The sequence below is a fragment of the Catellatospora chokoriensis genome (assembly GCF_011297315.1).
GTDB lineage: Bacteria > Actinomycetota > Actinomycetes > Mycobacteriales > Micromonosporaceae > Catellatospora > Catellatospora citrea.
Genome location: NZ_JAAOTI010000007.1, coordinates 108822 through 123442, shown reverse-complemented (window position 1 = coordinate 123442; position 14621 = coordinate 108822). Strand labels below are relative to the sequence as shown.

The 14621-nt window shown below is 72.1% G+C and carries 14 protein-coding genes; 6 read left to right on the top strand and 8 right to left on the bottom strand.

What is annotated here, in order from left to right; all coding sequences use genetic code 11:
• The first annotated feature begins 253 nt into the window (after positions 1-253).
• From HAV39_RS12885 to HAV39_RS12875, 3 genes are all read left to right on the top strand, one after another.
• Complete coding sequence (locus tag HAV39_RS12885; RefSeq protein ID WP_239120331.1) at positions 254-688, top strand: SHOCT domain-containing protein; 435 nt, start codon at positions 254-256, stop codon at positions 686-688.
• 213 nt (positions 689-901) lie between these two features.
• The gene (locus tag HAV39_RS12880) at positions 902-4057 is read left to right on the top strand and encodes a GH92 family glycosyl hydrolase (protein WP_191839431.1); all 3156 of its coding nucleotides are present in this window, start codon (positions 902-904) and stop codon (positions 4055-4057) included.
• Between the two features lie 191 nt (positions 4058-4248).
• Positions 4249-5112, top strand: a complete 864-nt coding sequence (locus tag HAV39_RS12875) for a sulfotransferase domain-containing protein (protein WP_191839430.1) — start codon at positions 4249-4251, stop codon at positions 5110-5112.
• Here the strand turns inward: HAV39_RS12875 and HAV39_RS12870 are convergent, their stop codons facing one another.
• The 4 genes from HAV39_RS12870 to nthB all read right to left on the bottom strand — a co-directional run bounded on the left by HAV39_RS12870 (position 5113) and on the right by nthB (position 7548).
• Complete coding sequence (locus HAV39_RS12870; RefSeq protein WP_191839429.1) at positions 5113-5859, bottom strand: SDR family oxidoreductase; 747 nt, start codon at positions 5857-5859, stop codon at positions 5113-5115.
• Between the two features lie 86 nt (positions 5860-5945).
• Positions 5946-6284 (bottom strand): nitrile hydratase accessory protein, encoded by a 339-nt coding sequence (locus HAV39_RS12865; protein ID WP_191839428.1) that lies wholly within the window; start codon positions 6282-6284, stop codon positions 5946-5948.
• Positions 6281-6880 carry a nitrile hydratase subunit alpha gene (gene nthA / locus HAV39_RS12860; protein WP_191839427.1) on the bottom strand — a complete coding sequence of 200 codons (600 nt, stop codon included), beginning with the start codon at positions 6878-6880 and terminating at the stop codon, positions 6281-6283. Before nthA ends, HAV39_RS12865 begins: the two co-directional genes overlap by 4 nt.
• Entirely contained in the window at positions 6877-7548 is a 672-nt protein-coding gene (gene nthB, locus HAV39_RS12855) for a nitrile hydratase subunit beta (RefSeq protein ID WP_191839426.1), read from the bottom strand. Before nthB ends, nthA begins: the two co-directional genes overlap by 4 nt.
• 235 nt (positions 7549-7783) lie before the next feature.
• Here nthB and HAV39_RS12850 point away from each other — a divergent pair, with 235 nt between their 5' ends.
• Entirely contained in the window at positions 7784-7984 is a 201-nt protein-coding gene (locus tag HAV39_RS12850) for a hypothetical protein (protein ID WP_239120333.1), read from the top strand.
• Here the strand turns inward: HAV39_RS12850 and HAV39_RS12845 are convergent.
• The 4 genes from HAV39_RS12845 to HAV39_RS42625 form a co-directional block, all read right to left on the bottom strand.
• A complete protein-coding gene (locus HAV39_RS12845; protein WP_191839425.1) occupies positions 7904-8902 on the bottom strand; it encodes a hypothetical protein in 999 nt (332 codons plus the stop codon). The two genes, HAV39_RS12850 and HAV39_RS12845, sit on opposite strands and share 81 nt — an antisense overlap.
• 49 nt (positions 8903-8951) lie before the next feature.
• Entirely contained in the window at positions 8952-9221 is a 270-nt protein-coding gene (locus tag HAV39_RS12840; RefSeq protein ID WP_191839424.1) for a hypothetical protein, read from the bottom strand.
• A 117-nt stretch (positions 9222-9338) separates the two neighbouring features.
• A complete protein-coding gene (locus tag HAV39_RS12835) occupies positions 9339-10019 on the bottom strand; it encodes a response regulator (protein ID WP_191839423.1) in 681 nt (226 codons plus the stop codon).
• The gene (locus HAV39_RS42625) at positions 10016-11299 is read right to left on the bottom strand and encodes a sensor histidine kinase (RefSeq protein WP_191839422.1); all 1284 of its coding nucleotides are present in this window, start codon (positions 11297-11299) and stop codon (positions 10016-10018) included. The genes HAV39_RS12835 and HAV39_RS42625 overlap by 4 nt, the downstream gene beginning before the upstream one ends.
• Positions 11300-11472: 173 nt before the next feature.
• Here HAV39_RS42625 and HAV39_RS12825 point away from each other — a divergent pair, with 173 nt between their 5' ends.
• The gene (locus HAV39_RS12825; RefSeq protein WP_191839421.1) at positions 11473-12153 is read left to right on the top strand and encodes an ABC transporter ATP-binding protein; all 681 of its coding nucleotides are present in this window, start codon (positions 11473-11475) and stop codon (positions 12151-12153) included.
• Complete coding sequence (locus tag HAV39_RS12820) at positions 12150-14591, top strand: ABC transporter permease (protein WP_191839420.1); 2442 nt, start codon at positions 12150-12152, stop codon at positions 14589-14591. The genes HAV39_RS12825 and HAV39_RS12820 overlap by 4 nt, the downstream gene beginning before the upstream one ends.
• Positions 14592-14621: the final 30 nt, after the last annotated feature.

The window sequence follows — 14621 nt, the reverse complement described above, 5'->3', positions numbered from 1 at the left end:
GCCCCGTCGGCCGCCTTCAGCGACTGACGTCGATAGCCCTCAGCCGCCGAAACCCCGGTACGCAGGAAAAGCCCCATGCAGGTATGACCGCGGCCGGCGGCCGATTGTCCGGGTTGTGTCCCGGATCACGCCGATCCGGACGGGTCGGTTCGGGGAACCGGGCCAGAAACAGCACTTTTCGAGACGTTTAGCTTCATCCTGGCCCGATTTGCCATAGCGTGGAAGGAATCCGGTGATGACAGCTCCCGGGTCGGTGACCTTCGACAGCCCGAGGAAACACATGATGACCTTGGCTCAGTCCTCGTTCGGCAATGGCGACTTCCTGCTCTGGATGTTCGAGTTCTTCCTGTTCGTGATCTGGTTCTGGCTGCTGTTCATGGTCTTCTCGGATCTCTTCCGCGATCACGAGACCTCGGGTTGGGCGAAGACCCTGTGGATCATCTTGGTCATCGTCCTGCCCTACCTGGGCGTCTTCATCTACCTCATCGCGCGTGGCCGCGGGATGGCCGAGCGCGGCCTCAAGCAGCAGCAAGCCATGAAGCAGCAGATGGACGCACAGATCCGGTCCGCCGTCGGCACGGGCATGTCGCCCACCGACCAGATCGCGCAGGCCAAGTCCCTGCTCGACACCGGAACGATCACCCAGGCCGAATTCGACGTGCTCAAGGCCAAAGCGCTGGCATCCTGATCTGCGAGCAGGCAGTGCCGCAGGCCGCGAAGCCGCCCCACGGCATGTGCTGAGCGAAGACGGCGAGACCGCCGGATCCACCGCGGCCCGAGCGGGACGCAGTGGATCCGCCCGTCGATGGCCGCCGTCCGGGCATTGACATATTTAAGTAAAGAGGCTTGTCTGTCAGGTGCACGTTGACAACGTTGTCTCCGTCCCCTGAGGAGAACGGACATGCCTCGAACCTCGCCATCCCGCTGGCGCGCCCGGCTCGCGCTGCTCGCGACCGCCTCCCTCGTCAGCGTCACCGCAGCCGCCGCGCTCAGCGCCCCGGCGCACGCCGCCGACCTCAACCTCACCCCGCACGTCAACCCGTTCATCGGCACCGACGACAGCAACTCCCCCAACCCGGTGCCCGGCGGCGCCGGCGGCAGCACCGTGCCCGGCCCGGTGCTGCCGTTCGGCATGGTCCAGTTCAGCCCCGACACCCCCACGGCATCCCCGTCCGGCTACCGCTACGCCGACACCCAGATCCAGGAGTTCAGCCTCACCCACTTCAACGGGGCCGGCTGCGCCAACAACGAGGACATCGGCATCCTGCCGATCACCGGCGCCCTGGGCTCCTCCCCGGGCACCGCGTGGACCAACTACCAGGCGACCCAGGTCAAGGGCAGCGAGATCGCCCAGGCCGGCTACTACAAGGCGGTGCTCTCGACCTACGGCAACACCGCCGCGGAGCTGACCGCGACCACCCGCACCGCCATGATGAGACTGGCCTACCCCGCCACCACCAGCGCCCGGGTCCTGGTCAACACCAGCCGCAGCGCCACCGGCAACCGCACCGGCGCGATCTCCATCAGCGGCGCGAACGTCACCGGCCAGGTCACCGCCGGCGGCTTCTGCGGTTCGTCGAAGACGTACCAGATCTACTTCGCGATGGTGTTCGACCGCAGCCCGACCGGCGTCGGCACCTGGAACGGCGCGACGATCAGCGCCGGGTCCACCAGCGCCAGCGGCGTCAACACCGGCGGCTACCTCACCTTTGACACCAGCGCCAACAGCGTCGTGCAGGTCAAGACCGCGATCTCGTTCGTGAGCATCGCCAACGCCCAGGCCAACCTGAGCGCAGAGAACCCGGGCTGGGACTTCACCGGCGTGCGCAACGCCGCCGACACCGCCTGGAACACCATCCTGAACCGGGTGCAGGCCACCGGCGGCAGCGCCACCGACCTGCAGAAGTTCTACACCGCCCTCTACCACGTGCTGCAGAACCCCAACATCGCCAGCGACGTCAACGGCCAGTACCGCGGCTTCGACAACGCCGTGCACACCGCCGCCCACCCGGTCTACCAGAACTACTCCGGCTGGGACATCTACCGCTCCTGGGCCGCCCTGGTCGCGCTCATCGCGCCCGCCGAGGCGGGTGACATCGCCAAGTCAATGGTCCTCGACGGCCAGCAGGGCGGGCTGCTGCCCAAATGGTCGCAGCAGAACCAGGAGGACTTCATCATGAGCGGCGATCCCGGCCCGATCGTCGTCGCCAGCATGTACGCCTTCGGCGCCCGCTCGTTCGACACCGCGGCCGCGCTCGCCCTCATGCACGCCGGCTCCAACGGCGGCACCGCGCAGGGCAGCGCCATCCGCGGTCGCCAGGGCGAGTACGTCAGCCAGCATTTCATCGACGAGGACCCGTCCGACTCGCTGGAGTACTCCGCCTCCGACTTCGCCGTCGCCCAGTTCGCGCAGGCGCTCGGGGACACCGCGAAGTACAGCACCTACATCGGCCGCGCCCAGTGGTGGGCCAACGTGTACAGCCCCGAGTCGCAGTACATCCACCGGCGCAACGCCGACGGCAGCTGGACCTGGCCGCTGACGCCGGCGAGCAGCTCCGGCTACACCGAGGGCAACGCCTCGCAGTACACCTGGATGGTCACCTACAACTTCGCGAGCCTCATCGCGCTGATGGGCGGACCGCAGACCGCCGCGCAGCGCCTCGACCACCACTTCACTCAGCTCAACGGCGGCCTCACCCAGCCGTACTTCTACATCGGCAACGAGCCCGAGCACGGCGTGCCGTGGGCCTACCACTACGCGCGCAAGCCGGCCGGGGCCAGCGCCGCGGTGCGGCGGGTGATGAACGAGTCGTTCACCACCGGCGCGGGCGGCCTGCCCGGCAACGACGACCTCGGCGCGACGTCGGCCTGGTACGTCTGGGCGGCGCTGGGCATGTACCCGCCCACGCCGGGCGCGGACGTGCTGGCCCTGCACGGGCCGCTGTTCCCGTCGATCCTCATCCAGCGCGCCGCGGGCAACATCCAGATCAACGCCACCGGCGCGGGTCCGACCAGCCAGTACGTGCAGTCGTTCGCCCGCAACGGCACCGCGACCACCCGCAACTACCTGCGCTACCCGGACCTGGCCGCGGGCGCGACGCTGTCGTTCACGATGGGGTCCAGCCCGGGCACCTGGGGCACCGGCGCGGCGGACGTGCCGCCGTCGTTCAACGACGGCTGGTCCCCGCCCGCCGCAGCCCCCGAGCTGGGCGCGAACCTCACCGCGGGCAAGGCCGCGACCGGGTCCGCCGCGTGCGGGGCGGCCGAAGGCCCGGACAAGGCCGTCGACGGGTCGCTGATGAACAACAGCAAGTTCTGCACCAGCGCCGCGACCAAGTTCCTGCAGGTCGACCTGGGCTCGACGCAGAACGTCACCTCGTTCGTGGTCAAACACGCCGCGCTCGGCGGCGAGCAGAGCGGCTGGAACACCGGCGCGTACAACATCCAGACCAGCACCGACGGCACCACCTGGACCACCAGGGTGACCGTCTCCGGCAACCGGACCAGCCGCACCTACCATCCGATCGCCGCCGTGAGCGCACGCCACCTGCGGCTCAACATCACCACCCCGGCCAACGACGGCAACACCGCGGCCCGGATCTACGAGTTCGAGGCGTACGGCGGCAGCACCGGCCCGGTCAACGTCGCGCTCGGCAAGACCGCCACCGCCGACTCGTCCTGCAACGCCAACGAGGCCGCGGCCAAGGCCGTCAACGGCACCTGGACCGCCGGCACGACCGACAAGTGGTGCTCGCTCGGCGCCACCAAGTGGTGGCAGGTCGACCTGGGCGCGAGTTACCCGGTCAGCTCGATCACCGTCCGCCACGCCGGAGCCGGCGGGGAGAACACCGCGTGGAACACGCGCGACTTCACCCTGCAGGTGTCCGCGAACGGCACCACCTGGACCACCGTGGCGACCGTGACCGGCAACACCGCGAGCACGACCACCCATCCCCTCAGCGCGGCCACCGGCCGCTACGTGCGGCTGAACATCTCCGCGCCGACGTCGACCACCGACAGCGCCGCCCGGATCTATGAAGTCGAGGTGTACTCCTAACCGGACGTGATCGTGGGGCGGGGGTCGACGACCCCCGCCCCACCACGCTTGAGCGGGCCTGGTCGTCGTGGCCGGAGCAGGCGCGAAGCCCCGAAGGGGAGGTGCTTGTCTATCAGTTAGGAATGTTGCAAGATTATTGACTTCGAACAACCTCGATACGGCGAGGCCGAGGAAGCGGGCCTGGAGGTCGCGTGCTGCTCGTCTACTCCGGCCGCCACAAGGCGGCGTCCAGCTGGTCGCGTGCCATCCTGCGGGAGGCCGCCGCCCTGCTCGGCCTGAACATGGTCACCGTCATCGCGCCGGAGCAGTGGGCGTCCCACGGCTCGCTGGCCGAACTCGTCCGCCAGGAGCGGGTCGACCTGCTGTCGCTGACCAACATCGAGCAGCGGGACTACGAGACCCTGCCGCCGCGGCGCACCGTCAACGTCATCCGCGACCCGCGCGACATCGTGGTCTCGGGATACTTCAGCCACCGCAACACCCACGGCGTACACGCGCTGGGGGTGACCTGGCACGAGCTCATCGACCACCGCAGACGCCTGCGGGAACTGGACGTCCCGGACGGCCTGCTGGAGGAGATCGAGTTCAGCGGCTACTTCCTCGACCACATGAGCACCTGGGACTACCACCAGCCGGAGGTGCTGGAGCTGCGGATGGAGGACCAGATCAGCGACCAGGTCGCCGTGTGGACGCAGATCTTCGAGCACTACGGGCTGCTGATCCCGCGCCGGGCGGTCGGCGAGTGGGTCCGCACCGCCGCGGTGCGGTGGCGCCTGGCCGCGCTGCGGGCCGAGCCCGGTGCCAGGCTGCGCCGCGCGCTGCCCGCGTTCACCCTGGACCGCTTACCGCGGTCGTACCCGCAGCTCGCGGTGGACCACTACACGTTCACCCGGCTGTCCGACTCCGACCGCAGGCCCGGTGAGGTGGACGAGATGAACCACTACCGCAACGGCGTGCCCGGCGACTGGCGCAACCACTTCACCGAGCGGCACCGCAAGGCCTTCCGGGCGCGATACCGCGACCTGGCGGAGCGGCTGGGCTACCCCGCCGATTAGCTAGCGCTGAGCCGCCAGCCAGTCGTCGAACGTCGTCGGGGCGATCTCCGCGTCGGCCGCGGGGAGCAGCGCATCGCCCGACATGGACAGGTCGAAGATGCCGCCGCGCCAGGTCGGCACCAGGCGGATGTCGCGGCCCTGCACGGCGAGCGTGCGCCGGGCCATGTCGATCAGATCCTGCGGCTCGGGCCCGGCGATGTCGCGGTGGCGGCCCTGCGGGGGGCCGACGGCGACCCGGGCGAGGATGTCAGCGACGTCGGCAGGGGCTATCGGCTGCATCAGCAGCGGCGGCAGCTGCGCGACACCCTCCTTTTCGACCCACCCGGCGACCGTCACGGGGAAGTCGTGGAACTGTGTCGCGGGCACGATGGTGTACGGGATCGGCCCGGCCTCGACGGCGGCCTCCTGTGCGCGCTTGCCCGCGTGATGGGCGTTGCCGGGCACGTCGCGCACCCGGGCGATGGACAGCACGACATGGTGGCCGACCCCGGCCCGCTGTTCGGCGGCGAGCAGGTTGGCGGTGGCGGTGGTGAAGAAGCCGACGGCCTCGGCCTCGGTCGCGGCGTTGACGCTGGTGGTGTCGACGACCGCGGCCACTCCGGCCAGCACGTCGTCGAGGCCGGTGCCGGCGACGACGTCCACACCGTGCGTGCGGCTGACGGGCACGACGTCATGCCCGGCCCGCTGCAGGGCGGCGACGGTCAGGGAGCCGATCCGCCCGGTGGCACCGACTACGGCTATTCGCATACCGGCTACTCCTTGCGCGAGGCGGTCATTGATGATCCATTCTGGCAGCGGGCGCCCGGCCGAACTCACCGGCCCGCAACGCGGGATCAGTGATGGTGGTCGTGGCCGGTCGGGAGCCGGGTCAGGGCGTGGGCACGGATGGCGACCTCGTCGTGGGAGACGGTGCCCTGCTCGTCCAGCACGTCTTCGAGCGCGCCGAGCCAGTGGTCGTAGTAGCTCCAGGGCCCGTCCTGGTCGGCGGCGTTCTCCCAGGCGCCGATGCGGGCGATGAGTGCTGCCTGGAACCGGGGCCAGGTGAAGGCGCCTGTCTCGTACAGGGTGACGGCCATGCCGAAGGCGCGGCTCTGCCAGGGTTCGGCGAACAGCAGTTCCCCGTTGGCGCGGGGCGGGGCGACGACCCCGTCGAAGTCGAGCGGGGCCGTCATGGCGCGGCCACCTTCGCCACGCCGACCATGGCGTCGCGGGTGATGAGCGGGACGAGTTCCGCCTCGCTCAGGTGCTCGGTGCCGGCGGGCCGCTCGGGCAGGACGAGCCAGCGGACCTCGCTCGTGGAATCACGGACGGTGATCTGGACGTCGTCGCCGAGGTCGAGGCCCATCTCGGCGAGGACGGTGCGGGGTTCCCGGACCATGCGGGCGCGGTAGGCGGGGTCCTTGTACCAGCTCGGCGGCAGGCCCAGCACCGGCCACGGGTAGCACGAGCACAGGGTGCAGACCACGACGTTGTGGGCGGTGGGGGTGTTCTCGACGACGACGATGTGCTCGCCCTGGGCGCCGCCGAAGCCGAGTTCCTTGATGGCGGCGGTGCCCTCCGCCAGCAGCCGCCTGCGGTAGTCGGGGTCGGTCCAGGCCTTGGCGACGACCTTGGCGCCGTTGAGCGGGCCGACGTTGGTCTCGTAGTTGGCGATGAAGGCGTCCACCATCCTGGGGTCGACCAGGCCCCGTTCGACGAGGAGCTGTTCGAGTGCCGCGGTGCGCAGGGCTGCGGAAGGGACGCGGTCTGCACCGCCGCCGGTCGTCATGAGCAGGCCTCCAGGTAGTTCTCGAAAAGTTCCACGGTGACGGCGAAGGAGTCGGCGTGCTCGCCCCACAGCTCGTGCGACGCGAAACGTACGGAGTAGACGTACTGGGGGTTCTCACCTTGGAACAGGGCGTTGGTGTCGGGGAACACGGCGGCGGGCTGGACAGCCTCGACGATGCCGACATGTCCCCGGACGTAGCCGGGAAGGCGGGTGGGCCCGGCGGGTGAGCCGTTCCCGGCGCGGACCCGCTGGCCGACCGCGAAGGCGGGTGCGGCGTCGATGGTGCGCAGCGAGCCGGGTGCGGCCGGCCACGCGGGCGCCGACGGGTCGGGTCGGGCGGGTTCGCCGGGATTCTCGACGTGTCCGTCGCTCAGGGCGCGGGCCCGGGCGTCGAGCTCGCCGGGGGCGAGCACGGCGCCTTCGACGAGCATCATTTCGGCGGCGTTGAGCCAGCGGCCGAAGTAGCCCTGGTCGAGGTAGGCGGCTCGGTCCAGGCGATCCAGCGCGTACCGGAACGCGTCGATGTTCCGCCCGGACAGGCGGATGGCCAGGATGGTCAGCGCGGTGGCCCGGCCCTGCCAGGGCTCGGCGAAGACCGGTTCATCGGCCCTCGGCGGGTGAACCCGACCCCATCCCGAGGTGCCCCCCAGGTCAGCGATGCCACCCACGACGCGACTCCTCGAATGGCTGCATAGCGGTTCAGATGCTCGAAAGGTATTTTATCGGAATTTTCAGTGCCCCGGCCGCGCGGCGGGCGACGGCCTGCCGATCGATTCCCGGTCAGGAGGCGTAGCGGTACTGTTCAGGCAGATCACCTGATCCGTTTCACGCCCATGGCGTTTCTGGCACTCACTTGCAGACCGTGCTGGTCGAACCGCTCGTCGAGCTTGTGAAGGAGCCACCGTGCCCGACAATTCCGCCCCGATCGCCAAAGCAGGGGTCGCGACAGTCGACAAGGCGGGGATCCTGGCCGCGCTGCGGGAGAAGGGTCAGGACGGGCGGGCTGACTTCGTCGACCGGCAGCTACCCGAGATCATCGATGTCGCGTCCAACGCCGGCCTGCTGCGGACGCTCGGACTCGACGTCGCCGACCTCACCCCCTGAGCGGAGGCCGGCCGGAGCCGGCTGCCAGAACAATGCGGCCAGGCCGGGCAGCATCGCGCTCGGCACCGCCAGGAACACCACGTACTGCATCGGCCACGCCAGGAACATCGTCAGCGGCAGGCCGCCCGGGAGCACCGGACCGGGGAAATGGTCGTACGCCCAGTGCCAGTGCATGGCGTTGGGCAGCTCGAACGCCACCGACACGACGGCCGCCGCGAGCACGATGGCGGCGAAGGGCACCCAGTACAGGCGTGCCGCGGCCGTCACCAGCGCGTTGCTGAGCAGGGCCACCCCGGTGAAGGCCAGGACGGCGTAGCCGAACGGAGGGGCGGCCGGCGTCGGGCCCGTGACGTCGAACGTGAAGCCACGCTGGGCGTACCACCGGATGGACAGCACGGCGAAGACGACGAGGGCGGCCGCACCGACCGGCCAGAGCCGCACGGGCCCGCGCACGGTCCGGCGGCGCGCGACCGCGTCGAGCACGGCCTTGGCCGCCAGGTAGCTCTCCACGATGAACAGCCAGTACAGCGCGAAGCCCGGCACGAGCACCAGCGCGTAGAACCAGGTCGTCCACCACGGGTAGTACCAGAGCCGGCCCAGCCACTGCGCGGCGATCTCCAACACGAGCCCGGCGACGACGCCGCAGGCGAGCAGCCGCAGCAGCATCAGCGGGTCCCGCACGACGACATCCCACAGGGACGTGCTGCCGAAGGCCTGGCAGATCCCTTCGCCGGCGACGATGGCCCCGAACGCGAACAGCGCCGAGCTGAGACCGAGCACGACCACGGGTCCGGGCGGGAGTCCGAACAAGCGCTCCTGCGGCGGTGCGAACAGCCACGCCGGGGCCACCACCTGCAGGCCGGAGAGCGCCATCAGCACCGAGCCGATGCCGATCTTCCAGGCCGCCGCCGGTCGCACCGTTCCATTATCGCGGTGCCGCCGCGCGCCCGGGCGGCGTCACCGCAGGTCAGGGCCGAGTTCGGGGCGCGGCGTCAGGCTGCGGGCCCGCCTGGGCGCCCCAGCCGGCGACGAGCACCAGGCCCGACGGGCGATGCCTGGCCACGAACCCGAACGGCCGGTCCAGCAGCAACCGCACCTGCAGATGGCGTCCTGCGGGCGCGGCGCCGCCGGCCCGCATGCCGACGGCGCTGACCGTCGCCGCCTCGAACCCGGCCGCGGTGAAGGACGCCGTCACATCCTGCGCCGCCGCGCCGACGCCCAACGGGAAGTCACTCACGCGGGCAGCCACTGCGCGCTCAGGTCCGACACGCTACGCAGCCCGAACTCGCCGGGCCACCACGGTCACCGCATGGCGCACGAGCATGCCGAGGTGGGCGGGTCGTGGCGGCGGCTGTCACGAACCGGGGCTGACCAGGCCGCTCTCGTACGCGAAGATGACCGCCTGGACCCGGTCGCGCAGCTGGAGCTTGGCCAGGATCCGGGCCACGTGCGTCTTCACCGTCGCCTCGCCGAGCTGCAGCTGCGCGGCGAGCTCGGCATTGGACAGTCCGCGGGCCAGCAGCACCAGCACCTCGCGCTCGCGGGCGGTCAGCGTCGGCAGCGCACCGTGGTCCTCGCGTACGCCGGAGGTCGAGGTGAACCGGTCGACCAGCCGGCGGGTGATCGACGGCGCGAGCAGCGCATCCCCGTCGCGGACCAGCCGCACCGCGTGCACCAGGTGATCCGGCGTCACGTCCTTGAGCAGGAATCCGCTCGCCCCGGCGCGCAGCGCCGCGTAGACGTACTCGTCGAGGTCGAACGTCGTCAGGATGATCACCCGGGTGGGCTCGCCGGCGGTGGTCGTCGCGCCGGTCGCCAGCAGGCGGCGGGTCGCCTCCAGGCCGTCCATGCCCGGCATGCGGATGTCCATCAGCACCACGTCCGGGCGCAGCCGCCGCACCGCCGCCAGCGCGGCCTCGCCGTCGGCGGCCTCCCCCACCACGTCGAGGCCCGCGGCGGCGAGGATCATGGTGAACCCGCTGCGGACCAGCGCCTGGTCGTCGGCGACGACGACCCTGATCTGCGCCTCGCTCATGACGCCGCCGGGATGCGGGCGGTCAGCCGGAACCCGCCACCCGGCGCGGCGCCGGCCTGCAGGGTGCCGTCGTGCAGGCGCAGCCGCTCGCGCAGCCCGAGCAGGCCGCGCCCGGCTCCGGGGCCGCCGGGCTCGGCGGTCGGGACCTCGTTGCTGACCTCGACGAGCAGGTCACCGCCGTCGCGTCGGATGTCCACCGCGGTGCGCGCACCGGGCGCGTGCCGCAGCGCGTTGGTCAGCCCCTCCTGCACCACCCGGTACGCGGTCAGGTCGACGCCCTCGGGCACGTCCGCGCCGTCGCGGCGCAGCGTCACCGGCTGGCCCGCGGCGCGTACCGCGTCGACGAGGGTGTCGAGTTCGCGCAGGCCGGGCTGCGGGTGCAGGCGGTCGTCGACCGGCGCCATCAGGCCCAGCAGGTGGCGCAGCTCGGCCATCGCGGCCCGGCCGCTGTCCTCGATCGCCGACAGCGCGCCCGCCGCCAGGTCGGGCCGCCGGTCGATGACCTTCCCGGCCGCGCCGGCCTGCACCACCATCACGCTGACATGGTGGCTGACCACGTCGTGCAGCTCGCGGGCGATGCGCGCCCGCTCCTCGACGATCGCGGCGCGGGCCGTCGCCGCCTGTTCCAGCTCCAGCGCGGCGGCGCGGCGGGCGGCCGCGTCGGCCCGGCCGCGGGCGTTGCGCAGCGCGAACGCGACCAGGCCCGCGGGCACCAGCACCGCGAACGGGCTGGCCCAGCCGGGCATCTGCGGGATCGACTGGGCGAACAGGGTCGCGGAGATGATCGCCGAGACGACCAGCAGCGCCGCCGCCCACCGCACGGACCGGCCGTACGCGACCGCCGAGTACGCGCAGATCAGGATCGCCAGGAAACCCGGCCAGAGCAGGCCGTCCTGGATCACGAACACGGCTCCGGCCGCGACGGCGAGCGCGGTCATCGGCCACTTGCGGCGCACCGCCACCATCCCCGCGGCGATCACGTTGACGGCCAGCATGCCGACCGACGTCCCGCCGCCGTCCTCCTCGTGCGGGCGGAAGCCCGGCGGCGGCATCGGCACGCGGCCCACCCCGGGCACGTCCGGGACCTCGGGGAGCGCCGGGTACTGGGGCCGCAGGCCCATGCCGGGCAGGTCCAACTGCACCGGGGCGGCCGCGTCACCCCGCAGTCCCCCGCTCGTCGCCGCCCAGACGACCCCGGCCACCACGAGGATCGCCGCGAGGGCGAAGTCGGTCCGGGGCACCCCGAGGCGGTCGGGCAGGCGGCGCAGGTCTATCGGCACGCCGCCCATTGTGCCCAGGTCAGCCGCGGGCTGCGTCCGCCGTGATGACTACCCGCCTCATCATCGTGGCGGACGCCGCCCCGCCAGGTTCGCTCGTGCGCCGGACGCGTCAGGGCGCCGCCGCTGCCTACGGTCACCGGGTCCGATGTCCGACCCGGAAGGGGCCATTGACCATGACCGAACTGATCCGCCTGCGTGACGTGGCGAAAGCGTACGAGGCGGCCGGGCCGCCCGCCCTGGCGGGCGTCGACCTGACCGTGCACGCCGGGGAGGCCGTGGCGGTCATGGGCCCGTCCGGCAGCGGCAAGTCGACCCTGCTCAACGTCATCGCGGGCCTGGACCGGCCGACCGGCGGCAGCGTCGAGGTCGCCGGGGTGCGCGTGGACAAGCTGTCGGAGAGCGCGCTGGCCCGCTTCCGCAGCGCGCACATCGGCATCATCTTCCAGTTCTTCCACCTGCTCGACGAGATGACCGTGCGGGACAACGTGCTGCTGCCGGCCCGGCTGGCCGGAACCCGCCCCGCCCAGGCCCGTTCGCGGGCCGACGAGCTGCTCGACCGGCTCGGCATCGCGGGCAAGGCCGACGAGTACCCGGCGCGGCTGTCCGGCGGGCAGCGCCAGCGGGTCGCCATCGCCCGCGCGCTGATGAACCGGCCGCAGCTGCTGCTGGCCGACGAACCCACCGGCGCCGTCGACCAGGAGGCCGCCGCGGGCGTACGCGACCTGCTGCACGAGCTGTCCGCCGACGGCCTGACCCTGCTGCTGGTCACCCACGACCCGCAGCTCGCCACGGCCGCGGGCCGACGGCTGATCACGATGCGCGACGGCCACGCCGCCGAGGCGGTGCCCGCATGAGCGCCGAGCTGACCGGCACCCGCCCCGCCCGGCCAGGCGTGGCGACCGGACCGGACGAACCAGGCCCCGTGCGGTTCGACGTGCCGCGCCGCGGCCGGGGCGGCCGGGCCGTGGTCGCCGCGGCCCGGTCGGCGGTCGCGCGGCGCAGGCTGCAGACCGTGATCGTCGGCGTCGTCGTGCTGCTGTCGGCGGCCACGGCCGTGCTCGGCGTCGGACTGCTCGTCGCCTCGCACGGGCCGTTCGACACCGCGTTCGCCGACGCGTCGGGCTCCCACGTGACCGCCACGGTCAGCGCCGACGTGCCCGCCGACCAGGTCGCCGCCACCGGCAGGGCCGCCGGGGTCGCCGCTGCCGCGGGACCGTACGACCTGGTCACCGCGCTGCTGAGCGGCGTGATGGGGCCGCAGGGCATGAAGGTCGTGGTCGTCGGCCGCAGCGAGCAGAACGGTCCCGTCGACCGGATCACCGTCAGCACCGGCACGTGGCTGACCGGCCCCGGGCAGATCGTGCTGACCCGGCGCACCTCCGGACCGCGCATCGCGCCGGGCGGCGAGGTGACGGTCGGCGGGGTGAAACTGCGCGTGGCGGGCATCGCCGCGTCGGTCACCGGCACCGCCGAGGCCTGGGTGTGGCCCACCCAGGGCGACGTCCTCACCGGCGACGACGTCGCCCGGCAGATGCTCTACCGCTTCACCACCCCCGGCGCCGACGACACGGCGCTGCGCGCCGCCCTGGCCGACGCCACCGCGACCCTGCCCAGCGGGGCGGTCACCGGCGCGACGACGTACCTGACCGTGCGGCAGGCGCTCAACCGGTCCATCTCGGCCATCGCACCGTTCGTCGTCGCGTTCGCGGTGCTCGGCATCGTGCTGTCCGTGCTGATCACGGTCAACGTCGTCAACGGCGCGGTCGTCTCCGGGTTCCGCACCATCGGCATCCTCAAGACCATCGGCTTCACTCCCGGCCAGGTCGTCGCCGTGTACCTCGCCCAGGTGCTGGTCCCGTCCCTGGTGGGCGCGGCGCTCGGGGTCGGGCTGGGTGCGGTGCTGGCGGTGCCGCTGCTCGCCGAGACCGACGACGCGTACGGCATACCGGGCGACGGTGCGGGCGTCCCGCTGTGGGTGATCGGGCTGGTGCTGCTGGCCGCGCCGGTGCTGGTCGCGCTCGCCGCGCTCGGTCCGGCGACCCGGGCCGGGCGGCTGGCCGCCAACCAGGCGATCAGCGTCGGGCGCGCGCCGCGTACCGGCCGGGGCTTCCGGGCTCGCCGGGCGCTGACCGCCTCCGCGCTGCCGCGCTCGGTCGCGCTCGGCCTCGGCATGCCGCTGGCGCGGCCGTCGCGGGCCGTCGCGACACTGGTCGCGCTGCTGCTCGGCGCGGTCACGCTGGTCTTCTCCAGCGGGCTGTCCGCGTCGATGACCGAGGTCAACACGGCGTTCACCCGGATCGACGCCGTGCACGTGGAAGCCCAGGTCATGATCCCGGGAGCGTTCGGCCCGATGCGGGCCCGGCCCGGCGGCGGCACGATCGAACCGCCCGACCCCGCCGAGGTCGCCGCGGCGGCCGCCGCGCTGCCGGGAACCGCCCACTCGACCCTGCTCCGCGAGGCCGAGATCCGGGTCGCGGGCATCGGCCAGGAGGTCAACCTGCACGGCTACACCGGCGACGCGAGCTGGAACGGCTACCGCATCGTCACCGGCCGCTGGTACTCGGGCACGGGCGAGGTCATGGTCTCGTCGTACTTCCTGCGCCAGACCGGATATCAGGTCGGCGACCGGCTCACCCTGCCGGGCGGGCACGTCGTCACCATCGTCGCGGAGGTCATCGACGGCAGCGACCGGTACACGGTCATCGGCGACACGTCGCTGGTCACCGAGCCGATGATGGCCCGCGTCGAGGTCGCGCTCACGCCCGGCACCGACCCCGGCGCGTACACGAAGGCGCTGCAGGCCACGTTCCCGGAGGAGAGTTCCGGGGTGTACGTCGAGGACCGCACCGTCGGCGAGGACGGCGAGACGATGCTGATCATCCAGTCGCTGATCGCCACGCTGACGCTGCTGCTCAGCGTCGTCGCCGCGCTCGGCGTGCTCAACACCGTCGTGCTCACCACCCGCGAGCGCATCCACGAGATCGGCGTGCTCAAGGCGCTGGGCATGACACCCCGCCAGACCCGCACCATGATCATCACATCGATGGTGGGACTGGGCCTGCTCGCCGGGGTGATCGCCGTGCCGCTGGGCATCGCCCTGCACCACGCCGTAATCCCGATCATGGGCGAGGCCGCGAGCACCGCGCTGCCGCAGTCCGCCATGGAGGTCTACCAGCCCGCCGTACTGGTGCTGCTCGGCGGCGCGGGGATCGTCCTCGCGGTGCTCGGCGCGCTGCTGCCCGCTGGGTGGGCGGCCCGCACCCGGGTGGCGACCGCCCTACGCGCCGAGTAGCCGCCCGCGGGCGGGCGCAAAGATCGCCGT

Bases quoted from the DNA above. Each gene is read 5' to 3' on its own strand.
- HAV39_RS12880 (WP_191839431.1), top strand. From the start codon at position 902: ATGCCTCGAACCTCGCCATCCCGCTGGCGCGCCCGGCTCGCGCTGCTC.
- HAV39_RS12835 (WP_191839423.1), bottom strand. From the start codon at position 10,019: ATGAGCGAGGCGCAGATCAGGGTCGTCGTCGCCGACGACCAGGCGCTG.
- HAV39_RS12870 (WP_191839429.1), bottom strand. From the start codon at position 5,859: ATGCGAATAGCCGTAGTCGGTGCCACCGGGCGGATCGGCTCCCTGACC.
- HAV39_RS12825 (WP_191839421.1), top strand. From the start codon at position 11,473: ATGACCGAACTGATCCGCCTGCGTGACGTGGCGAAAGCGTACGAGGCG.
- nthA (WP_191839427.1), bottom strand. From the start codon at position 6,880: ATGACGACCGGCGGCGGTGCAGACCGCGTCCCTTCCGCAGCCCTGCGC.
- HAV39_RS12820 (WP_191839420.1), top strand. From the start codon at position 12,150: ATGAGCGCCGAGCTGACCGGCACCCGCCCCGCCCGGCCAGGCGTGGCG.
- HAV39_RS12865 (WP_191839428.1), bottom strand. From the start codon at position 6,284: ATGACGGCCCCGCTCGACTTCGACGGGGTCGTCGCCCCGCCCCGCGCC.